General features: G+C 28.5%; 20 protein-coding genes. 16 read left to right on the plus strand and 4 right to left on the minus strand.

Features of this window, described 5'->3' with window-relative positions:
- Positions 1 to 73 precede the first annotated feature (73 nt).
- The 4 genes from ilvD (at position 74) to CJ670_RS02095 (ending at position 5,209) form a co-directional block, all read left to right on the plus strand.
- Positions 74 to 1,762, plus strand: a complete 1,689-nt coding sequence (gene ilvD / locus CJ670_RS02080; protein ID WP_105938677.1) for a dihydroxy-acid dehydratase — start codon at positions 74 to 76, stop codon at positions 1,760 to 1,762.
- A 106-nt stretch (positions 1,763 to 1,868) separates the two neighbouring features.
- Positions 1,869 to 3,293, plus strand: a complete 1,425-nt coding sequence (locus CJ670_RS02085) for a Do family serine endopeptidase (RefSeq protein ID WP_105938678.1) — start codon at positions 1,869 to 1,871, stop codon at positions 3,291 to 3,293.
- 12 nt (positions 3,294 to 3,305) lie between these two features.
- Complete coding sequence (locus tag CJ670_RS02090; protein WP_228154187.1) at positions 3,306 to 3,983, plus strand: response regulator transcription factor; 678 nt, start codon at positions 3,306 to 3,308, stop codon at positions 3,981 to 3,983.
- Complete coding sequence (locus tag CJ670_RS02095; RefSeq protein ID WP_105938679.1) at positions 3,980 to 5,209, plus strand: ArsS family sensor histidine kinase; 1,230 nt, start codon at positions 3,980 to 3,982, stop codon at positions 5,207 to 5,209. The genes CJ670_RS02090 and CJ670_RS02095 overlap by 4 nt, the downstream gene beginning before the upstream one ends.
- Positions 5,210 to 5,219: 10 nt before the next feature.
- Here the strand turns inward: CJ670_RS02095 and CJ670_RS02100 are convergent, their stop codons facing one another.
- Complete coding sequence (locus CJ670_RS02100; RefSeq protein ID WP_105938680.1) at positions 5,220 to 5,648, minus strand: hypothetical protein; 429 nt, start codon at positions 5,646 to 5,648, stop codon at positions 5,220 to 5,222.
- A 79-nt stretch (positions 5,649 to 5,727) separates the two neighbouring features.
- Between CJ670_RS02100 and CJ670_RS02105 the strand changes: the two genes are divergently transcribed.
- Positions 5,728 to 6,285 (plus strand): hypothetical protein, encoded by a 558-nt coding sequence (locus tag CJ670_RS02105; protein ID WP_105938681.1) that lies wholly within the window; start codon positions 5,728 to 5,730, stop codon positions 6,283 to 6,285.
- Between the two features lie 2 nt (positions 6,286 to 6,287).
- The gene (locus CJ670_RS02110; protein ID WP_105938682.1) at positions 6,288 to 6,998 is read left to right on the plus strand and encodes an SIMPL domain-containing protein; all 711 of its coding nucleotides are present in this window, start codon (positions 6,288 to 6,290) and stop codon (positions 6,996 to 6,998) included.
- A gap of 16 nt (positions 6,999 to 7,014) precedes the next feature.
- On the opposite strand, the gene CJ670_RS02115 is transcribed toward CJ670_RS02110, so the two are convergent.
- On the minus strand, positions 7,015 to 7,494 hold the full coding sequence (locus tag CJ670_RS02115) for a hypothetical protein (protein WP_105938683.1): 480 nt from the start codon (positions 7,492 to 7,494) through the stop codon (positions 7,015 to 7,017).
- 9 nt (positions 7,495 to 7,503) lie between these two features.
- Positions 7,504 to 10,056, minus strand: coding sequence for an alanine--tRNA ligase (gene alaS, locus CJ670_RS02120; protein ID WP_105938684.1), 2,553 nt, complete (start codon positions 10,054 to 10,056; stop codon positions 7,504 to 7,506).
- Positions 10,057 to 10,252: 196 nt separating this feature from the next.
- Here alaS and trxA point away from each other — a divergent pair, with 196 nt between their 5' ends.
- From trxA to mnmL, 5 genes are all read left to right on the plus strand, one after another.
- Entirely contained in the window at positions 10,253 to 10,570 is a 318-nt protein-coding gene (gene trxA / locus CJ670_RS02125; protein WP_105911084.1) for a thioredoxin, read from the plus strand.
- A gap of 214 nt (positions 10,571 to 10,784) precedes the next feature.
- A complete protein-coding gene (locus CJ670_RS02130; protein WP_105938685.1) occupies positions 10,785 to 11,714 on the plus strand; it encodes an NAD(P)/FAD-dependent oxidoreductase in 930 nt (309 codons plus the stop codon).
- A 4-nt stretch (positions 11,715 to 11,718) separates the two neighbouring features.
- Positions 11,719 to 12,492 (plus strand): 4-hydroxy-tetrahydrodipicolinate reductase, encoded by a 774-nt coding sequence (dapB, locus tag CJ670_RS02135; protein WP_105938686.1) that lies wholly within the window; start codon positions 11,719 to 11,721, stop codon positions 12,490 to 12,492.
- 14 nt (positions 12,493 to 12,506) lie between these two features.
- Entirely contained in the window at positions 12,507 to 13,853 is a 1,347-nt protein-coding gene (gene purF / locus CJ670_RS02140) for an amidophosphoribosyltransferase (protein WP_105911081.1), read from the plus strand.
- Positions 13,853 to 14,818, plus strand: coding sequence for a tRNA modification radical SAM protein MnmL/YtqA (mnmL, locus tag CJ670_RS02145; protein WP_105938687.1), 966 nt, complete (start codon positions 13,853 to 13,855; stop codon positions 14,816 to 14,818). The genes purF and mnmL overlap by 1 nt, the downstream gene beginning before the upstream one ends.
- Positions 14,819 to 14,821: 3 nt before the next feature.
- Here the strand turns inward: mnmL and CJ670_RS02150 are convergent, their stop codons facing one another.
- Complete coding sequence (locus CJ670_RS02150; RefSeq protein ID WP_105911079.1) at positions 14,822 to 15,718, minus strand: LysR substrate-binding domain-containing protein; 897 nt, start codon at positions 15,716 to 15,718, stop codon at positions 14,822 to 14,824.
- A 115-nt stretch (positions 15,719 to 15,833) separates the two neighbouring features.
- On the opposite strand from CJ670_RS02150, the gene CJ670_RS02155 reads away from it, so the two are divergent.
- The 5 genes from CJ670_RS02155 (at position 15,834) to ccoN (ending at position 21,636) form a co-directional block, all read left to right on the plus strand.
- Positions 15,834 to 17,888, plus strand: coding sequence for an ATP-dependent helicase (locus CJ670_RS02155; RefSeq protein WP_105938688.1), 2,055 nt, complete (start codon positions 15,834 to 15,836; stop codon positions 17,886 to 17,888).
- 9 nt (positions 17,889 to 17,897) lie between these two features.
- A complete protein-coding gene (truB, locus tag CJ670_RS02160; protein ID WP_105938689.1) occupies positions 17,898 to 18,764 on the plus strand; it encodes a tRNA pseudouridine(55) synthase TruB in 867 nt (288 codons plus the stop codon).
- The gene (locus tag CJ670_RS02165; RefSeq protein ID WP_105938690.1) at positions 18,757 to 19,524 is read left to right on the plus strand and encodes a 4-(cytidine 5'-diphospho)-2-C-methyl-D-erythritol kinase; all 768 of its coding nucleotides are present in this window, start codon (positions 18,757 to 18,759) and stop codon (positions 19,522 to 19,524) included. The genes truB and CJ670_RS02165 overlap by 8 nt, the downstream gene beginning before the upstream one ends.
- A gap of 9 nt (positions 19,525 to 19,533) precedes the next feature.
- Complete coding sequence (gene smpB / locus CJ670_RS02170) at positions 19,534 to 20,007, plus strand: SsrA-binding protein SmpB (RefSeq protein ID WP_105938691.1); 474 nt, start codon at positions 19,534 to 19,536, stop codon at positions 20,005 to 20,007.
- Positions 20,008 to 20,169: 162 nt separating this feature from the next.
- Positions 20,170 to 21,636: a cytochrome-c oxidase, cbb3-type subunit I gene (gene ccoN / locus CJ670_RS02175; protein ID WP_105938692.1), complete on the plus strand. Its 1,467-nt coding sequence runs from the start codon at positions 20,170 to 20,172 to the stop codon at positions 21,634 to 21,636.
- Positions 21,637 to 21,648 lie beyond the last annotated feature (12 nt).

Raw genomic sequence — 21,648 nt, forward strand, 5'->3', positions numbered from 1 at the left:
GATTTAATACAGATTGAAAATTAATATTTGTATAATCACTAATATTTATTTTTATAAGTTTAAAGGATTAAAATTGAGAAGTGATGAAGTAAAAAAAGGTTATTCAAGAGCACCACATAGATCTCTTTTGAGAGCAACTGGTCTTAAAGATGAGGATTTTAATAAACCATTTATTGGAGTTGCAAACTCTTTTATAGAGATTATTCCAGGACATTTTTTCTTAGATAAAGTTTCAAAAATTATCAAAGATGAGATTAGAAAAAATGGTTGTGTACCTTTTGAATTTAATACTATTGGAGTTGATGATGGTATTGCTATGGGACACGATGGTATGCTTTTTTCACTACCAAGTAGAGAATTAATTGCAAACTCTATTGAAACTGTTATGAATGCACATAAACTAGATGCAATGATAGCTATTCCAAATTGTGACAAAATTGTACCAGGAATGATTATGGGTGCTTTAAGAGTAAATGTTCCAACTGTTTTTGTAAGTGGTGGAGCTATGCAAAAAGGTTATAAAAAAGATGGAACACCAATAGATTTGGCAACTGCATTTGAAGCTGTTGGAAAGTTTGAAGCTGGAGAAATCAGTGAAGAAGAGTTAAAAGATATTGAATGTAATGCATGTCCAGGAGGTGGAAGTTGCTCTGGAATGTTTACTGCAAACTCTATGAATACTCTTATGGAAGCAATGGGAATTGCACTGCCAGGAAATGGAACAATTTTAGCTTTAACACCGCAAAGAGAAGAGTTATATAGAAAAGCAGCTAGAAGAATTTGTGAAATAGCTCTTGATAAGACAAATAGTGAGAAGTTTAGATTAAAAAATATTTTAAATGAAAAAGCTGTAAGAAATGCTTTTGCTGTTGATATGGCAATGGGTGGAAGTTCAAATACAGTTTTACACATGCTTGCAATTTCAAAAGAAGCAGGAGTTGATTTTGAACTAAAAGATATAAATGCTATTTCAAAAAGAGTTTCACATATTGCAAAAATATCTCCATCTTTAAGTACTGTTCATATGGAAGATATAAATAAAGCTGGTGGAGTTAGTGCTGTTATGCATGAAATGAGTAAAAGAGGAGACGATATTCTTTTAGATAATCTTACAGTTACAGGTGAAACTTTAAAAGAGAGAATAAAAGATTCAAAAATTCTTGATACAACTATTATTCACACTATTGATAATCCTTATTCGCAAGTTGGTGGATTAGCAATTCTTTATGGAAATTTAGCCGAGCAAGGAGCTGTTATAAAAACTGCTGGAATTACAGGTGCTAGAGCTATGAGCGGAAAAGCTGTTTGTTTCGATGGACAAGCTGAAGCTATAAAAGGAATAGTTGGAGGAAAGGTAAAAGCTGGAGATGTTGTAGTAATTAGATATGAAGGTCCAAAAGGTGGTCCTGGAATGCAAGAGATGCTAGCTCCTACAAGTTTGATTATGGGAATGGGACTTGGTGATAGTGTTGCACTTATTACTGATGGTAGATTTAGTGGAGCTACAAGAGGTGCATCTATTGGACATGTTAGTCCAGAAGCTGCTGAAGGTGGAATGATTGGTTTATTAAAAGATGGAGATATTATAAATATTGATGTTGATAAATATATTTTAAGTGTCGACTTAAGCTCTGATGAAATTGCAAAAAGAAAAGCAGATTTTAAACCAATAAAAAAACCTATTAAATCATCTTGGCTTGGTCAATATAGAGCTTTAGTTACAAATGCAAGTAATGGAGCTGTATTAAAAACAGATTTATGATCTTTTGGTTATAAAATTTACTCTTGATTAACCTATCATTGTAAAATAGTTTACATTGATAGGTTAAAGTTCTAAATATAAATTTTAATTATTAAGGATTTAAAAAGTGAATAAAAAACTTTTCTTTACAACTATACTGTTAGCTAGCTCTTTGCTTGCAAAAAACATTGAATTTGAAGAGATGGAAAAAAATCCTCAAAGGATTAATCCAAATCAGCCAAATCAAATTTTATCTTTTGGAAATAGTATAAAATCTTCTGTTAGTTCTATTGTAAACATTTCTGCAAAAAAAAGTGTAAATCCTAATGTTGATACTTTACCTTTACAGATGTTTGATGATCCATTTTTCAAAAAATTCTTTGGTGAAGAGTTTTCAAATCAGTTTAAGCAAAATAGGGTTCAAAGATCTTTGGGTTCTGGAGTTATTATCACAAAAGATGGTTATATTGTAACAAATAACCATGTTATTGAAAATGCTGAAGAGATAAATGTAACTATAGGCGATGACCCAACTGAATATAATGCGAAACTAATTGGTAAAGATAGCGATAGTGATATTGCTGTTGTAAAGATTGAGATAAATAAGCCTTTGGTACCTATTAAATTGGGTGATTCTAGCTCTTTATTAGTTGGTGATGTTACTTTTGCTATTGGAAATCCTTTTGGAGTTGGAAATACTGTAACTATGGGAATTATCTCTGCATTAAATAAAAATAGAGTAGGGATAAATAGATATGAGAATTATATTCAAACAGATGCTTCAATAAATCCTGGAAATAGCGGTGGAGCTTTGGTTGATAGCAGGGGTGCATTAATTGGAATAAATACAGCAATTTTATCAAAAAGTGGTGGAAATGATGGTATTGGATTTGCAATTCCTGTTGAAATGGTAAAAGATGTTGTTGGAAAACTTGTAAGTGATGGAAAAGTTATAAGAGGATATTTAGGCGTTGTAATTGTTGATTTAGACAAAGATAGTCAACAAGTTTATAAAAGAAAAGAGGGAGCTATAATTTTAGATATTTCAAATGATACTCCAGCTGCAAAATATGGTCTAAAAAGAGGGGATTTAGTTTACTCGATAAATGGTAAAGAGACTAAAGATAGAAATAGTTTACAAAATGCAATTGCATCTTTTAAGCCAAATGAAAAGGTTAAACTTCAAATTGAAAGAGATAAAAAAGATATAGTTGTTGAGATAGTTTTAGCTGATAGATCAATAATTTCAGGAGTGCAACCAGATAGTGACCATACAATTTTAAGTGGATTAAAAGTAAGTCCAATAAATGCTGAGATTATAAAAAAATATAGATTGCCACTTGAGAGCATGGGAATCTTAATTACAGATGTAGAACCAAAATCAAAAGCTGAAAGATCTGGATTTTTAGCAGGAGATATTATTATTCAAATAGAAGATGTTGAGGTTAAGAATTACTCAAATATAGAAACAGCTTTAAAAAGATATAATAATCAGCATAAACGAGTTTACATAAATAGATATGGGCAGACACTTATGTTTGTAATTCAATAAAAAGGATAAATTATTATTAAAATACTTATGATTGAAGATGATTTAGAGCTAGCTCAAATCATTACAGATTATTTAAAATCATTTGATATAGAAGTAACTACAACAGATAGTCCATATAATGGACTATCTATGTTGAATTTAAGTAAAGAGTATCAGCTTTTGATTTTAGATTTAACTTTACCTGAAATTGATGGATTGGAACTTATTCCAAAAATACGAGAAAAATCTCAAATCCCAATAATAATAAGTTCAGCAAGAGATGATATTTTAGATAAAGTTATGGGTTTAGAGCGAGGTGCTGATGATTATTTACCAAAACCATATAATCCAAGAGAGCTACAAGCTAGAATTAAAACAATTTTAAAAAGAGTTGATAATAAACTTGATGATAAAAAAGCACAAAAAGATAAAGTTTTTGAACTTAAAGAGAGTGATATGCAAATTCTTTTTAAAGGTGAATCTTTGACATTGACTTTAGCTGAGTATGATATTTTAAAACTTCTTATTCAAAGAAATCATGGTGTTGTTTCAAGAGAAGATTTTATTTATACAAGTGATAATATAGAAGATGAGTCATCTTTAAAAAATATAGATGTAATAATCTCAAGAATAAGAACAAAATTGACAAATATAGATAATACTAAACAGTACATAAAATCAGTAAGAGGTATTGGTTATCAGCTAATATGATAAGAAATATCTCTATATCAACTTTTGTAAATATAATTTTTGCTTTAGCTTTTGTATCTATCTTTTTAACTTTTGCAATGTTTATGAGATATGACAAAGAGAGACATGATTTAAGTTTACAAAATAGATATGAGATGATTGCTGAAAATTTTTTGATACTTTTTCAAGACCATCCAAATGCTCAAAGATTAAATGAACTTTATAAAAAGTTTAATGTAAAACCAATAGAAGATAGAGATAGAAAACTAGAGATTATAAATAATGCTCAAGAGCTAAAAATTACACAAAATTATCTCGGAACTTATAGAGTTTATAGGTTTGATGATATGTACTATATATATGTGCAACGATATGGTTACAATATTATTTTAAGAGATACAAAGCACCATAACTACAATTTTGCGTTTATAATTGCTGGATTTATTCTTTCTTTAATTATATTTATATTTTTGTATGAAATTTTAAATAGAAAATTAAGACCTTTGAAGCTTTTAAATAAAAAAATTATTGAATTTTCGAATGGAAATAAAGATATAAAATTGGAATACAAGAGTAGTGATGAGGTAGGAACAATAGCTAAAAACTTTAATGAGGCTATAAATATTATAAATAATCAATCGAAATCCAAAGATTTATTTATGAGAAATATGATGCATGAGCTTAAAACTCCTATTACAAAAGCTATGTTTATTGCTGAAACACTTGAAGATGATAAAACAAGACAGAACCTTCAAAGAGCATTTAGAAGAATGGATGATATTATAAAAGAGCTAGCAACTGTTGAAAAGCTTACTTCAAAAAATACTATGATTTATAAAGAGAAGATAAATTTTTTAGCAATTTTTAAAAAAACAACAGAGTTAATGCTTATAAATCCAGATAATATTGAGCAAAAAATAGAAGATTTTTGGTTTGAAGCTGATATATATATGATATCAATCGCTTTAAAAAATCTCATAGATAATGCAATTAAATTTTCAACAAATAAAAAAGCAATTATACAAGCCAACCAAAATATTATAAAAGTAATATCACAAGGAGAGCCTTTGAAAAATGAACTCTCTTTTTATACAGATGCTTTTTATCAAGAAGATAAAAGAAGTAGTGGTTTTGGACTAGGGCTTTATATTGTTAAAACTATTGTGAATCTACATAAATTTTCTTTGGATTACGAATATGTTGATGGTAAAAATTGTTTTATTATAAAGCTATTAAATAATAGTTAATTTAAAAACTTTAATTTTTATCTGCTCTTACATCTTTCATTATTTCTAGCCAATCTTTATTAAAATTTTTTTTGATAAACTTTTCTTTATGAGGAATTATACAGTTAGAGCAATCATGATGTATAGAGTTCTCAGATACAAATTTTGAACCACTTTTTGAATCGATACTACAGCAAGAGTACAATATTTTATCATCTACATCTTTTAAACCTTTATCATTGAATCTAAAATATGAGCAAGCACATAAATAGCAGTTTAAATCTTCCATCTCATGGCATTTTTTATTTAAGTTATATAAAGGGCAAAAATCTGGCTCATTTTTTTTCATATTCTCATATTTAAAATATTCAATTATCTCATCTACTGATTTGTCTTCAAGTTTGTTCATAATAGTTTTGTGTAATTTTGCTTGGTTTAAAAACCACTCTTCATATGTCATAAATACTCTTTTTTATAAAATACTTTATTATATTAAAATCTATTTAAGAGTAAAATTTTAATTGTAAAAGGAGTTGTAAATGTTCAGATTTTTATATATTATTTTGTTTTCTTTATTTTTTACATCTTGTTCGGTTAAATCGAATTTGATTCAAAATGAGTTTACAAATATAAAAAAACAAAATACATACGATAGATGTGCTAATTTTTCATATATTAGCTTAAGCGATGATATAAAATATGGGAAAATATTTACAGAATATATTAGCTTAGACAGCTCATGTAAATGGAATGGAATGGCAAGAGGATATTTTGTATCTTTATTTATGGATACAATTAAGGCAAAATCATATAAAGTAGTTGAGAAGAAAGAGTTTGAGAATATTGAAATATCTACTTATTTGGTAAATGATTTATATTATGTAAATATAATCAATAAATATAAGGTTTTTGAAGATAAATTCATGATAGATTATAGTGGAGTTTACTCTACATATTTGATAAAAAATTATGATAAATCTTATGAAAATTTATATTTAAATAAACCTAGATTAGATACAGACTATTTTAATAGTTTGGTTAGATTCAATTTCTTTTATTCATATTTTTCAAAAGATAGTTCAGATTTCGGGAGGTAAAAATGCAAAGTAGAGGTTCATCATTTATATTAGGAATATTCCTTTTTTTTGGTTTAATTGGTTTAGGTTCTCTTATAGCAAATGGAATTGTAAAATTTAAAGAGCTTGATAGAACAGTTGTTGTAAAAGGTTTATCAGAAAAAGAGGTTTTAGCAAATGTTGTAATAATGCCAATAAAAATGACACAAACAAGCAATGATTTAGAAGCTTTGATTCAAAAAATTGATTATGATACAAATCAAGTTATAAAATTTTTAAAAGAAAATGGCTTGAAAGATGAAGATATAACTTTAGGTGCTGTTTCAATAGTTGATAAGATGGCAAATGAGTTCTCAAATCAAGATTTTGCTATGAGATATTTGGCTTCAAAGGTTATAAATATTTATAGCACAGAAGTTGAGAAAATTAGAGCATTAAACAGCAAATTATCAGAACTTTCTCAAAAAGGTGTTTTATTTAAAACAGATGATTATGATAGTAAAATAGAGTATATTTATACAAAATTAAATGAAATAAAACCTAGTATGATTGAAGAAGCAACTTCAAATGCAAGAGCCGTTGCACAAAAGTTTGCACAAGATTCAAATAGTAAATTAGGAAAAATCAAAAAAGCTAGTCAAGGTCAGTTTGAAGTTGCAAGTCGTGATAAAAATAGTGATCATATAAAAAATATTAGAATAGTTTCAACTATTGAATACTATTTGGCAGATTAAAATATTTTTAAGAGGATTAAAACCCTCTTAAAGTAATTCCTAAAATAACAGCAATAATCCCTAAAAATATATTTATAGGAATAAGATATTTTGCCAATGGATTTAGTTGATTTTTAGCACTTTTAAAATCACCACTATCAAAATCTTTTTGAGCTTTGTTTCTTTTTATATAAATAACTATAAAAATAGCAGTCATAATAAGCCAAATAATCTCTTTAGCAATTACAAATTTGTATAGAGAAGTCTCTTTAAAATCTAAAGCTAAAATTAAGATAATGGCAGTTATTAAAAGGGTAATAGTAGAAGGAATAACCATAGAAAAAAATCTTTTTAGATTTTCTAAAGTTCTTCCTAATTTTATCTTTGGCTCTTCTATATTTTGCATAGAGTAATGAATTGCAAATCTAATTACAATCATACCACCTATCCAAACTATAGCAGATATTACATGAAGAAAAATAATTAAAGTTGAAAAATTATTAAATAATTCACTCAATTTTAATCCTTATAAATTCTCTTTTGCATAAGCTAAAGCAGCAATTTTTGCTTCTTTAATTTTTGTTGCATCTTTTCCACCAGCAGTTGCAAAATCGGGTCTTCCACCACCACCACCACCAACAATTGGAGCAATATTTTTAATCCAATCACCAGCTTTAATATTTGTATTTTTACTTCCAGCAACTATTAAAACTTTGTCATCTTTTGCTTGTAAAAGTAAAATTGCTAATTTTTCATTTGCATTTTTCATATCATCAACAATTTTCTTTAAATCTCCATTTTCAATCACACAAACTACAACTTTTGTATCACCAATAATCTCTTCGTTTATTGGAGTTTGATTTTGATTTTGAACATTTTGTATTTGATTTTTAAGCTCTTTTATCTCAGATTTAAGTTTTTTAACCCCAGTAATTAAATCATTTGATTTAATCTCAGCTTGAAGTTCATTTAGTTTGTTTATCTGCTCTTTTGTATATTTAAATGCACTTGCTCCTACTACAGCTTCTATTCTTCTTATTCCTGCACTTACCCCTGACTCTTTTATGATATAAAAAGTTCCAATATCTGCTGTATTTTTTACATGAGTTCCCCCACAAAATTCAACAGAAACATCTCCAAAACTAATAACTCTTACAACATCACCATATTTCTCTCCAAACATAGCAATTGCACCTTTTTTCTTTGCTTCTTCAAGTGGTAATTCTTCAACAAAACCAGTTAAAGCTCTATTTATCATAGAGTTTACTAAATCTTCAACTTCATCTATTTGCTCATTTGTCATAGCTTTTGGATATGTGAAGTCAAATCTTAGTTTTGATGAGTCGTTAAAAGATCCAGCTTGAGAAACACTATCTCCTAAAACCATTTTTAAAGCACTTTGTAGCAAGTGAGTTGCACTATGATGTTTTGCTATTTCATATCTATTTACAACAACAGCTTCAACTATTTCATTTTGAGATAGTTTTATATTTTTTACATCAATTTTTGATAGGTTTAGATTATGAAACTTTGAAGTTTCAATAACCATAATATTGTTACCATTTTTCTCTATAGCACCAATATCTCCATTTTGTCCACCACTTGTTGCATAAAAAGGAGTTTTATCTAAAAGTACCCATCCTATTTGATTTTCTAAAGATTTTACTTCTTTGAAATTCTCATCAAGCAAAGCTAAAACCTTTGAGTTATAACTAATATTTGTATATCCTACAAATTCATTTAAACCATATTTCTCAAGTAAAGTTTTAAAATCACCATCATTTGAACTATCTCCACTACCTTTCCAAGCAGCTTTTGCCATAGTTTTTTGATTTGTCATAAGCTCTTCAAACTTATCTATATCTACTTTTAGACCTTTATCTTTTAGCATATCTTCCGTTAAATCAAGAGGAAATCCGTAAGTATCATATAGTTTAAATGCAACTTCTCCACTAAAAATATTTTTTGTATTTTCTAATTCATCATTAAATAGTGTAATTCCAGCAGAAATTGTTTTGAAAAATCTCTCTTCTTCAAGTGTTAATTGCTCTTTTATATAGTTTGCATTCTCTTTTAATTCAACATAATGCCCACCCATAATATCAACTAATGTATCTACAAGTTGTGCCATAAATGGTTTTCTAAGACCTATTAAATATCCATGTCTAATAGCACGTCTTAAAATTCTTCTTAGAACATAAGGACGACCTTCATTTCCAAATAAAATTCCTTGCGATAGCATAAATGATGTTGCTCTTAAGTGATCTGCAATAACTCTATATGATCCAATATTTTCTTTAGTAGCTTTTTTATTTGCAACTTTTTCTAAAGCTTCAATTATTGGTTTGAAGTTTGAAGAATCAAAATTGTTAAATACTCCCTCTTTTATTGCAATAACTCGCTCTAATCCCATTCCAGTATCAATAGATGGTTTTGGAAGAGGAACTAGTTTTCCATCTTTTGTTCTTTCATACTGCATAAATACAAGATTCCAAATCTCTAAAAATCTATCACCATCTCCACCCATTTTATCTTCAGGAGTGTTGAAATGCTCTTCTCCTTGGTCATAAAAAATCTCACTACAAGGACCACAAGCTCCTGTATCACCCATTGACCAAAAATTATCTTTATCTCCAAATCTTAAAATTCTTGAAGAATCTATATGTTTTGTCCAAATTTCAAATGCTTCATCATCGCTTTCATGTACTGTAACCCAAAGTTTATCTTTTGGTAAGGCAATATTTTTAGTAATAAATTCCCAAGCATAAGCAATAGCTTCTTCTTTAAAATAATTACCAAAAGAGAAGTTTCCAAGCATTTCAAAAAGTGTATGATGACGTGCTGTATAACCTACATTTTCTAAATCATTATGCTTTCCACCAGCTCTAACACAAAGTTGACATGATGTTGCTCGAGGATTTTTTGGAGCTGGTATGCTACCTGTGAAAATATCTTTAAACTGAACCATTCCTGCATTTGTAAACATCAAAGTTGGGTCATCTGGTACCAAAGGCATTGAAGATATTATTTCATGACCTTTACTCTTAAAAAACTCTAAATACTCTTTTCTGATATCCATTATACTATTTTCCATCTATAAAATTTTTCTACATTTTATCAAAAATATTATTTACTCTTGATTAGTAGGATTAGTAAAAAATGTTAAAAATAAAACAAAATTTAAGGTTTTTATAGGTAAAATCTTTGAACTTTAATTGTAGATATACAAGAAAAAGTTCAAATAAGGTTTAAGAAAATAATAATAAGGATAAAAAATGGGTAAATATATTGAATTAACATCAGCAAATTTTGATGCAACAACAAAAGAAGGTGTATCTTTAGTAGATTTTTGGGCTCCTTGGTGTGGTCCTTGTAGAATGATTGCTCCAGTTATTGAAGAGTTAGCAGGAGATTTTGAAGGAAAAGCAAATATTTGTAAAGTAAATACAGATGAAGAGCAAGATTTAGCAGTAAAATATGGAATTAGATCAATTCCTACAATTATTTTCATGAAAAATGGAGAAGTTGTTGATCAACTAATCGGTGCTACATCAAAACAAGCTTTAACAGATAAAATAAACTCTTTAATATAATTTGAATTAAAATTTTAAAAGGTTTAAAGGAAGGTGATTTTCATCTTCCTTTTTTTAATTTTGAACTTATTTAAGATAGATATAAAATATTAAATGATAAAATTTTTCCTTAGTTTTGTTTGCACTTTTATATTAGCTTACAAAATTTTTTAGTACCATTCTATTTTAAAAGAGTTATGGTGAAATATATATTTAGAAAAAATAAGGACTTAAGATGTTAGATTTAGCAATTATTGGTGGAGGACCAGCTGGACTTACAGCAGGTTTGTATGCTACAAGAGGTGGTTTGGCAAATGTTGTAATGTTTGAAATGGGAATGCCAGGTGGTCAAATTACAGGTTCGAGTGAGATAGAAAATTATCCAGGTCAAGGCGAAGTTATGACGGGTATGGATTTAATGGCATCTTGGCCAGAACAGTGTCAAAAATTTGGTTTAAAACATGAAATGGCACAAGTTGAAAATATTACTAAAAATGGCGATACATTTAAAATTTTAACAAATGACAACAGAGAATTTGAAGCAAAAGCTGTTTTGATGGCAACAGGTTCAGTTCCTAGACGTGCTGGATTTAAAGGTGAAAATGAATTTTTTGGAAGAGGAGTTTCTACTTGTGCAACTTGTGATGGATTTTTCTATAGAGGAAAAGAAGTTGCAGTTATTGGTGGTGGAGATTCAGCTTTAGAAGAGGCTTACTATTTATCAAAAATGTGTAAGAAAGTATATTTAGTACACAGACGTGATACATATAGAGCAGCTCCTAGTACAATAGCTCACATAAAAAATGCTGAAAATATTGAAGAAGTTACAAATGTAGGAGTTGAAGAAGTTTATGGTGATAACAGTGGAGTTTTAGGTCTTAAAGTAAAATGCAATAAATCAGGTGAAATAAGAGATTTACCAACTCCTGGAGTTTTTGTTTTTGTTGGAAGAAATGTATTAAATGCACCACTAAAACAAGCTGATGGAACTTTTTTATGTGATGTAATTGAAAGTGGAGAAGTTGTTGTTGATTTAAAAATGAAAACAACTACAAAAGGACTTTGGGCAGCTGGAGATATTAGAATTGATGCAGCAAAACAAGTTGTTTGTGCAGCAGCAGATGGTGCAACAGCAGCAGTTGATATAATTGAATATTTAGGATAAATAGATGGTTAAAATAGGTATTTTGGGTAGTTCTGGAAGAGTTGGAAGTTTACTAATAGATGATTTAAAAAATGATACAGAGGCAAAAGTTTCTTGTGTTCATGTTTTTGATAAAATAGAAAAAGTTTTACCACCTGATGCGATTGTAACAAATGATATAAATATTTTATTTGATGAAAGTGATGTAATTATTGATTTCTCAAGTCCAGTTGCAACTGAAGAGCTTTTAACTGCAGTTGTTGAGGGTGGAAAAAGAAAAGCGCTAGTAATTGCAACTACTGGATTGAGTAAACATCAGCAAAACTTACTTCTTGAAGCAAGCAAGCTTGTACCTATTTTATACGCTACAAATATGAGTTTAGGAGTTGCAGTTTTAAATAAACTTGTAGCTCTTGCTTCTAAAACATTAAGAGATTTTGATATTGAAATTGTTGAACAGCACCATAAGCATAAAGTAGATGCACCTTCAGGAACTGCACTAACTTTGGCTGAACATGCAGCAAGTGCAAGAGATTTAGATCTTGATAGTGTAAGAGTTTCAGGTCGTGATGGACAAATTGGAGCTAGAACTAAGGATGAAATTGCGGTTATGGCTTTAAGAGGTGGAGATATAGTTGGAAGACACACAGTTGGTTTATATAATGATGGAGAATTTTTAGAGCTTAATCATACAGCAACTGCAAGAAATACTTTTTCAAAAGGTGCAATAAAAGTTGCAAAATGGCTTGTAAAAAAAGATGCAAATCTTTATTCAATCAATGATGCTTTAGGGCTATAATAAGGAAATCAACAATGTGTGCAATAGTAGGAATTTACGGAAATGAAAATGCTGCAAGATTAGCCTCAATAGCTCTTTTTGCTATGCAGCACAGAGGTCAAGAAGCAACTGGAATTTCATCATCATGTGATGGAAAAATATATACAAAAAAAGATAGAGGTTTGGTTTCTGAAGTATTTAATGAAGAGGCTTTAACTTACTTAAAAGGGAATATGGCAATTGGACATAATCGTTATGCAACAGCTGGAAGTGATTCTGTTTTAGATGCTCAACCTGTTTATGCAAAATATAAATTAGGTCAAATATCAATCGTTCACAATGGTAATCTTATAAATAAAGATGAAGTTAGACAAGATTTAATTGATAAAGGTGCAATATTTCAAACAGGAATGGATACTGAAAATTTAATTCATCTAATAGCAAAAAATACAAAAGATCATTTAAAAGATAGAATTATTGAAGCTTTAAATAGAACTATTGGAGCATATTGCTTTATTGTTCAAAGTAGAAGTAAACAGTTTGTAATACGAGATAGATATGGAATTAGACCTCTGTCTTTAGGAAAATTAAAAAGTGGTGGATATATAGTTGCTAGTGAAACTTGTGCTTTTGACTTGGTTGGAGCTGAATTTATTAGAGACGTAAGACCTGGTGAGATGTTAATATTTAGTGAAGAAGATGATATTGAATCTGTTCAACTTTTTGAACCAGAATTTAGACCATGTGCGTTTGAATATGTATATTTTGCAAGACCAGATTCTGTAATTGATGGTAAAAATGTATATACAATAAGAGAAAATATGGGTAAAGCACTAGCAAAAAATGATGCAAATAGCAAAATAAAATATGATATGGTTGTTCCTGTTCCAGATAGTGGAGTTCCAGCAGCTCTTGGTTATGCAGCAGCTAGTGGTATTCCTTTTAAATATGGGATTATTAGAAACCACTATATTGGAAGAACATTTATAGAACCAACTCAAGAGATGAGAAACTTAAAAGTTAAAATGAAACTAAGTCCTATGAGTTCAATTATTGCTGGAAAATCTTTACTTGTAATTGATGATTCAATTGTAAGAGGAACAACTTCGAAAAGAATAGTTAAAATGTTAAAAGAAGCAGGTGCAAAAGAGGTTCATTTTAGAGTTGCAAGTCCAGAGATAAAATTTCCTTGTTTTTATGGAATAGATACTCCTACAAAAGAGGAGTTAATATCAACTCAAATGACTAAAGAAGAAGTTTGTAAATATATAGAAGCTGACAGTTTAGAGTATCTTTCAATAGATGATTTAGTAAGTGCAATAGGAGATGATAGGCACTATGCACTTGAAAGTTTTGATGGAGACTATTTCGTAAAAGCATAATGAGAAAAGATTTTAAAGAGGTATTGACTATTGGTCGATACTTCAAAAAAAAGTTTGGCGAAAAAGTTTATAAGATTCCAATATCTATATCAGGTTTTACATGCCCAAATATAGATGGAACAAAAGCAAAGGGAGGCTGCTCTTTTTGTGAAAATGACTCATTCAGCCCAAATTTACAAGAGAAAAAATCTAAGTTTAAATTAAATCCAAATATAGAACATAATCCATTTTTAGAAAACCAGCTAAAACAACTTGAAATGCAGTTTATTGCAACAAAAAAAAGATTAGAAAATAAATTTAAAGCAAAAAAATTTATAGTATATTTTCAATCTTTTACAAATACTTATGCTCCACTTTCAACTTTAAAATCTTTATATGAAAAAGCTCTTAGTTTTGATGATGTTATAGGACTTAGTATTGGTACAAGAACAGATTGTGTAACAGATGAGATTTTAGATTATTTGTATGAAAAATCTAAAGAAAAAGAGATTTGGATAGAGTATGGAATTCAAAGTTTTTTTCAAACTACACTAGATAAAATAAATCGAGCAGATGATGTTGAAAATATGAGATATTGGATAAAAAGAACAAAAGATAAAGGCTTAAATGTTTGTGGACATTTAATTTATGGTTTACCAGATGAGAACCAAGAAATGATGCTAGAGACATTTAAACAAACAATTGATTTGAAAGTTGATAGTATTAAATTTCACCCACTTTATGTTGTAAAAAATACACTTCTTACAAATGAGTTTAAAAAAGGAAGATTTACCCCAATAAGTGAAGAACTTTATATTGATACAGTTGTAAAATCAATTATAAATTTACCACCAAATATTTCAGTTCAAAGAGTAACAGCAGGAATAGATGATGATACACTTTTATCACCTTTTTGGTGTAAAAATAAACACCAACAGATGAAAAATATAAGAATTGCTCTGGAAAAAAAAGGGTTTATTTATTAATATTTATTTGATTTGTAATAAATAATTCACAACATTTTCTATAAAAGCATCATGTTTTCTATCTTTTCTATATGCAATGTATAGTTTTCTTAGCATTTTTTGATTGCCAATTCTTGATTCAAATAAAGCACCCGATTTAAGCAATGATTCAATAGCATTTCTTGAAACAATAGAAACAGCTGGAGTTGAATTTTTATCAGAGTGTAAAACAGTTTGAACAATAGTTGTAGCACTTGTAACTTCACTTGTAACTTCAAATGTATCACAATCAGGATAGTTAGCTTTTTCAAGACACTCTTTAAAAATTGACCCTGTATTTGACTCAGGATTTCTACAAATCCATTTATAAGATAACAAATCTTCAGGTTTTGCTCTTGTAGGAAGTTTTTGGTTTGAGAATATTACTATTTCATCTTCCATCCACTCTCTATAAATAATCTCATCATTTGAGATATAGTTTTCAACAAGCGCAATATCGATTTTTTTATCTAGTAAGTCTTCTATGGCTTCATGTGAAACAGATACATTAATTGATACATCATTGTGAATATTCTCTTTTAGATTATTTAAAAATCTAGGAAGAATATAATTTCCTATTATAAAACTAGCACCAAAAATAAAAGTTGTTTTTTTATTCATTATTTTTAAAAGTTCTTTTTCGGCATTATTAACACATTTTTCGATTTTTAAAGCAATTCCATGAAGAATTTGCCCCTCTTTTGTGAGTTTAATACCATTTTTTTTTCTATCAACAATTTGAACATCTAGGTAATCTTCTATAAACTTCATTTGTTGAGTAACAGCTGGTTGAGAAATACCTAGTTTAGCAGATGCCTTTGAAAAAGACTTCTCTCGTACAACTGTTAAAAAAGTCTCTAGTTTAGCAAAATCATTGAGCATTAAATTCTCCAAAAATAAATTATCAAAATGATAACATTTATTTATATATAGAATAATTAAGAGATATAATATTTTTATAAATTTTATGATATAATCTAGCTTTATTGGAGAAAAAATGTCTGAAAATTTATTAATATCACTAAACGATTCACAAAAAAGTGCTGCGCAACATATAGATGGTCCTTTACTTATCTTAGCAGGTGCTGGAAGTGGAAAAACAAAAACAATTACTACTAGATTAGCATATTTAATCTCTATTGGAATAGATCCTAAAAGTATTTTAACTCTTACATTTACAAATAAAGCTGCAAATGAGATGCGAAATAGAGCTTTCTCTCTTTTAGATACAAGCAGTTTAAATACACCTCCACTTTTATGTACATTTCACAAATTTGGACTTCTTTTTTTGAAGTTTTATATAAGTGAATTAAATAGAAAGAATAATTTTATAATAATAGATAGTGATGACAAAAGAAGAGTTTTAAAATCAATAAATAAAGAGATACCAACTGCGCTTTTAGGAAGTGAAGTATCAAAATATAAAAACTCAATTATGACTCCAAGTGAAGTAAAAGCACAAGCACAAGGGAAACTTTATAGTGAAATTGCAGATATTTATGAAAAATATGAAGAGCATTTATTGAAAAATAATCTTGTAGATTTTGATGATTTACTTCTTTTACCTTATAAGATTTTAAAAGATAATCAAAAATTAGCAGAATCAACAAGCCAAAAGTATCAATATATTATGGTAGATGAGTACCAAGATACAAATGAACTTCAATATAGACTCTTGCGACTTCTTTGCTCAAACCATGATAATCTTTGTGTAGTTGGAGATGATGATCAAAGTATTTATGGCTGGAGAGGTGCTACAATTAAAAATATTTTGAATTTTAATGAACATTTCGAAAGAGCAACTATTGTTAAACTTGAAGAAAATTATAGATCAACAGATACTATTTTATACCATGCAAACGCTTTAATTGAGCATAACAGAGATAGGTTAGGCAAAAAACTTGTAGGTACAAAAGACAAAGGTAGTTCTATAAAAGTTTATGAATCTCACGATGAAAATGAAGAGACAAGAAAGCTTGTTGATGATATAAAAAAATTGTTACAAACAGATGAAAAAGCTAAAGATATTGCAATTTTATTTAGAGTAAATGCTCTTAGCCGTTCTTTAGAAGAGGGATTTAATAAAGCAGGACTTAATTATAAACTTGTTGGTGGAATGAAATTTTACGAAAGAACAGAGATAAAAGATTTAATAGCTTATTTTAGAATTTTAACAAACTTAAGCGATAATTTTTCTATAAAAAGAGTTATAAACAAACCAAAAAGAGGAATAGGTGCAACTACTATTGATAAACTTGAAGAGAAAGCAAATGAGTTAAATAGTTCTATTTTTGATATGATTCAAAAGTTAAATGCTGATGAATTAAGTGCAATTGTTGGTAAGAAAAATGCAAGAACTATAAAAGTTTTTGAAGCATCTATTTTAGATTTGAGAGAACTTATGATTCAGTCAAGAATGAGACTTTTAGATAGTTTTGAAGAGACTTTTGATTATCGAGCCTCTTATGATAATCTTCCAGATGGTTTTGAAAGACAAGCAAATATTGATGAGTTTTATGGATATATTAGAGATTATTTTATTCAAAATCCACATTTAGATTTAAAAGATTTTTTAAATGAAATTGCATTAGAAAATCAAAATGATGAATATAGTAATGATGCTATTTCCATGATGAGTATTCATGCTTCAAAAGGTTTAGAGTTTAAACATCTTTTTATTATTGGGCTTGAAGAGGGATTTTTCCCAATTATCGGGGATAGTACAGATTTAGAAGAAGAAAGAAGATTAGGATATGTTGCATTTACAAGAGCTATGGATAACTTAACTCTATCTTTTGTACATTCAAGATTTTATAAAGGGAAAAGAACTCAATTAAATAAAAGTAGATTTTTGGTTGAAAGTGCTTTATTAAAAGGAAGTTTAGTTATTGAAAAAAGCTCTGGATTTAAAAAAGGTGATATGGTAAGTCACAAGATTTTTGGGCAAGGAAGAGTTGAAAAAGCTGTTAATGCTGGAAAAGATTATAAGCTTACTATAAATTTTGGTGGACAAAAAAGAGATATTTTGTCATCTTTTGTAGAGAAAAACTAGAGGTAAAGTTTGCAAAAAAGAGTTTATGAAAAAGGTGAAATAAACAAGCTTTTTGTTGTAAATAAACCTATGTTTATTAGTTCAAATTTTTATTTAAATAGATTTAAAAAAGCTTATAAAAATAAAAAAGCTGGATTTAGCGGAACTCTTGATCCTTTTGCAAAAGGTTGTTTGATTGTTGCATTTGGACAATATACAAAGCTTTTTAAATATTTAGAAAAAACTCCAAAAGTTTATAAAGCTGTCGTTTGGCTTGGAGTTAGTTCTGAATCTTTGGATATTGAGAGAATCCAGAATATAGGATTTCAAGAAAAACTTGATACTGATTTTATAAAAAAAGAGATTGAAAAATTAAAAGGTGAAATAGAGTATATTCCTCCGAAATTTTCAGCTAAAAGAGTAAATGGACAAAAAGCTTATGAGATTGCTAGAGAAGGATTGGAATTTGAGCTAAAAAGTTCAATTATGAAAGTATTTGATATAAAATTCATTAGATACAATCATCCTTTTGTAAGTTTTGAAGTAAAAGTTAGTGAAGGCACATACATTCGATCTTTAGCACAAATATTTTTAAAAAATATAGCCTGCGTTGGAACTTTGAGTTATCTTGAAAGAGTTAATGAGGGAAAATTTTATTTTGAAAATCATAAAGAGTTAAATCCGCTTGATTTTATAGATTTACCAAAAAATAACTATACTGGAACAAAAGAGTGGTTAGAAGTTGGTAAACGAATTTCAAAAGATTATTTGAGTATAAAAATAGATGGAAAATATATAATAGAAGTTGATACATTTTTTTCTATCATAGAAATAATAGGTGATGAAGTTAAATATTTATTAAATAAAGTTCCAAAAATAAAGGCAACAAATGACTAAAAAATCATATGCAAAGGTAAATATCTTTTTAAAAATTGTTGGATTAAGAGATAATTATCATCTAATAGCTTCAAGATTTGTAAGAGTAAAAAATCTTTTTGATACTATTAGTTTTGTACAAAAAGATGTTGATAATTTTTCAATTGAGGGAAATTTTTCATGTTTATTGGAAAAAAATACAGTTTATAAAGCTTATAAAGAACTTGAAAAATTTGATTGTGTAAAAGAGTTTTTTAAAAAAAATATTGTAAAAATAGATAAAAATATTCCAGAATTTGCAGGACTTGGTGGTGGAAGTTCAAATTGTGCAAGCTTTTTAAATATGGTAAATCAAGCTTGTAATTTGAATTTAAGCAAAGAAGAATTGGCAAAAATTGGATCAAACATTGGAGCTGATGTACCTTTTTTTGTATATGATTTTGATAGTGCAAATGTTAGTGGAATTGGTGAAATTGTTGAAGAGTTCAAGGAAGAGTCACTTAATATTGAAGTTATTACTCCAAAAATTCCTTGTGATACAGCAAAAATATATAAAAATTTTAGGAAAAAGTTTTATAAAGAGGCTGATATAAAAAGAGATAAAGATGAAGTTAAAGAGCTTTTTGCTACAAATTCAAAAGATATTTTAAAAAAATTTAGTATAAATGAAGCAAATGATTTATATTTTTCAGCTTTGGATTTAAACCAAGATTTAAAAAAATTCGAAAAAGACAATTGGTTTTTTAGTGGAAGTGGAAGCTCATTTTTTAAAATTTTATAAGGAAATTATGTGGCAAAAAAAGAATTAAAAAAGAATTTAGTATTTAAAAATAAAAAAGCATTTCATGATTTCACAATTTTAGATAGCCTTGAAGCTGGAATTGTGCTTGAAGGAAGTGAAGTAAAAGCTATACGAGAAGGAAGAGTAAACTTAAAAGATAGCTTTGTGAGAATAATTAAGGGAGAAGTTTTTCTTTTAAATGCACATATATCACATTTAAGCACAACTCATAGCACATATAGACCAGATGAAAGAAGATCAAGAAAACTACTTTTACACTCAAAACAAATAGCAAAAATGTACTCAAAAGTAACAAAAGATGGAATAACGCTAGTTTGTACAAAATTATATTTTAATAACAAAAATATGGTAAAAGTTGAAGTTGCAACTGCTGAAGGTAGAAAACTACATGATAAAAGAGAAGTTTTAAAAGAAAAAACTCTAAAAAGAGAGAGTGAACAGGCTATAAAATCTTATAAATAAGATAATTTTTATCTTGATTTTATTTTAATGAATCCTTATAAATAAAGCTAATTTGTTAATTTATTGTTAATTTTTTTGTTTAGTTTAAGTTTTTCTTCGATACTATTTTGGCTAATAAGTGACTTTTTGTGACTTGTATATAAATTTTGTAGGAGGAAATTGATGCAAAACAGTGCACAAATTGAGTATGACTACTCTGTTGCTAAGTGTTTTACATTTACAACAATCTTGTTTGGTATCATTGGTATGACAATAGGTGTTGTGCTTGCTTTTCAATTGGCTTTTCCAGAGCTAAATTATTTAGCAGGAGAGTATGGTACTTTCAGTAGATTAAGACCATTGCACACAAATGGTGTTGCTTTTGGATTTACACTGAGTGGGGTTTTTGCTGGTTGGTATTATATATCACAAAGGGTTTTAAAAGTTTCATTAAAAGAGTCACCTTTTTTAATGGTAGTTGCAAAACTTCATTTTTGGGTATATTTTATAACAATTCTATTAGCTGTTGTTACTCTATTTATGGGTATTACAACTTCAAAAGAGTATGCGGAGCTTGAGTGGCCACTAGATATTCTAGTTGTTGTTTTCTGGGTTCTATGGGGTATTTCGATTTTTGGAATTATAGGAATTAGAAGAGAAAGAACACTTTATATTTCTATTTGGTATTTTATTGCTACATTTATAGCAGTTGCAATGCTTTATTTATTCAATAATATGGAAGTTCCAACTGCACTTGTAAGTGGATATGGTTCTTGGATACACTCTGTTTCTATGTATGCTGGTACAAATGATGCTATTATTCAATGGTGGTATGGACACAATGCTGTTGCATTCGTATTTACTACTCCTATTATTGCATTAATTTACTACTTCTTACCAAAAGAATCAGGTCAAAATATTTATTCATATAAATTATCAATCTTAGCATTCTGGGGATTGTTATTTGTTTATTTATGGGCTGGTGGACACCATTTAATTTATAGTACTGTTCCTGATTGGATGCAAACTATGGGTTCTGTTATGTCTGTTGTTTTAATTTTACCATCATGGGGATCTGCAATTAATATGCTTTTAACTATGAAAGGTGAGTGGAATCAGTTACAATCTAATACTGTAATTAAATTTATGGTTTTAGCTTCAACATTCTATATGTTAACAACACTTGAAGGACCAATTCAGTCTATTAAATCTGTTAATGCTATTGCGCACTTTACAGATTGGATTCCAGGACATGTTCATGATGCAGTTTTAGGATGGTTGGTATTTATGATTATGGCTGCCTTATTCCATATGGTTCCTAGAATGTTTAAAAGAGAGATATATTCAAAATCATTGATGGAGACACAATTCTGGCTACAAACAGTTGGAATTATTTTATACTTTACATCTATGTGGATTGCAGGTATCACTCAAGGTATGATGTGGAGAGCTTATGATGAGTATGGTTCATTAGTTTACTCATTTATTGATACAGTTACAGTGTTACATCCATACTATACAATTAGAGCGGTTGGTGGTTTAATGTACTTAATCGGATTCTTTATGTTCGCTTACAACATCTATAAAACAATTAGATGTGGTAGAGTTCTTGATAAAGAGCCAGTAAATGCAACTCCAGTAGCTGCTTAAGAAAGGGGAAAA

It is taken from the genome of Arcobacter cryaerophilus gv. crypticus (genome assembly GCF_002993025.1).
In the GTDB taxonomy this organism is placed as follows: Bacteria; Campylobacterota; Campylobacteria; order Campylobacterales; family Arcobacteraceae; genus Aliarcobacter; species Aliarcobacter cryaerophilus_B.

What these genes read in the sequence shown, in the direction of transcription:
- CJ670_RS02095 (WP_105938679.1), top strand. Translation starts at nt 3,980, where the DNA reads ATGATAAGAAATATCTCTATATCAACTTTTGTAAATATAATTTTTGCT.
- CJ670_RS02100 (WP_105938680.1), bottom strand. Translation starts at nt 5,648, where the DNA reads ATGACATATGAAGAGTGGTTTTTAAACCAAGCAAAATTACACAAAACT.
- CJ670_RS02105 (WP_105938681.1), top strand. Translation starts at nt 5,728, where the DNA reads ATGTTCAGATTTTTATATATTATTTTGTTTTCTTTATTTTTTACATCT.
- CJ670_RS02110 (WP_105938682.1), top strand. Translation starts at nt 6,288, where the DNA reads ATGCAAAGTAGAGGTTCATCATTTATATTAGGAATATTCCTTTTTTTT.
- alaS (WP_105938684.1), bottom strand. Translation starts at nt 10,056, where the DNA reads ATGGATATCAGAAAAGAGTATTTAGAGTTTTTTAAGAGTAAAGGTCAT.
- trxA (WP_105911084.1), top strand. Translation starts at nt 10,253, where the DNA reads ATGGGTAAATATATTGAATTAACATCAGCAAATTTTGATGCAACAACA.
- CJ670_RS02130 (WP_105938685.1), top strand. Translation starts at nt 10,785, where the DNA reads ATGTTAGATTTAGCAATTATTGGTGGAGGACCAGCTGGACTTACAGCA.
- dapB (WP_105938686.1), top strand. Translation starts at nt 11,719, where the DNA reads ATGGTTAAAATAGGTATTTTGGGTAGTTCTGGAAGAGTTGGAAGTTTA.
- purF (WP_105911081.1), top strand. Translation starts at nt 12,507, where the DNA reads ATGTGTGCAATAGTAGGAATTTACGGAAATGAAAATGCTGCAAGATTA.
- mnmL (WP_105938687.1), top strand. Translation starts at nt 13,853, where the DNA reads ATGAGAAAAGATTTTAAAGAGGTATTGACTATTGGTCGATACTTCAAA.
- CJ670_RS02150 (WP_105911079.1), bottom strand. Translation starts at nt 15,718, where the DNA reads ATGCTCAATGATTTTGCTAAACTAGAGACTTTTTTAACAGTTGTACGA.
- CJ670_RS02155 (WP_105938688.1), top strand. Translation starts at nt 15,834, where the DNA reads ATGTCTGAAAATTTATTAATATCACTAAACGATTCACAAAAAAGTGCT.
- CJ670_RS02165 (WP_105938690.1), top strand. Translation starts at nt 18,757, where the DNA reads ATGACTAAAAAATCATATGCAAAGGTAAATATCTTTTTAAAAATTGTT.
- ccoN (WP_105938692.1), top strand. Translation starts at nt 20,170, where the DNA reads ATGCAAAACAGTGCACAAATTGAGTATGACTACTCTGTTGCTAAGTGT.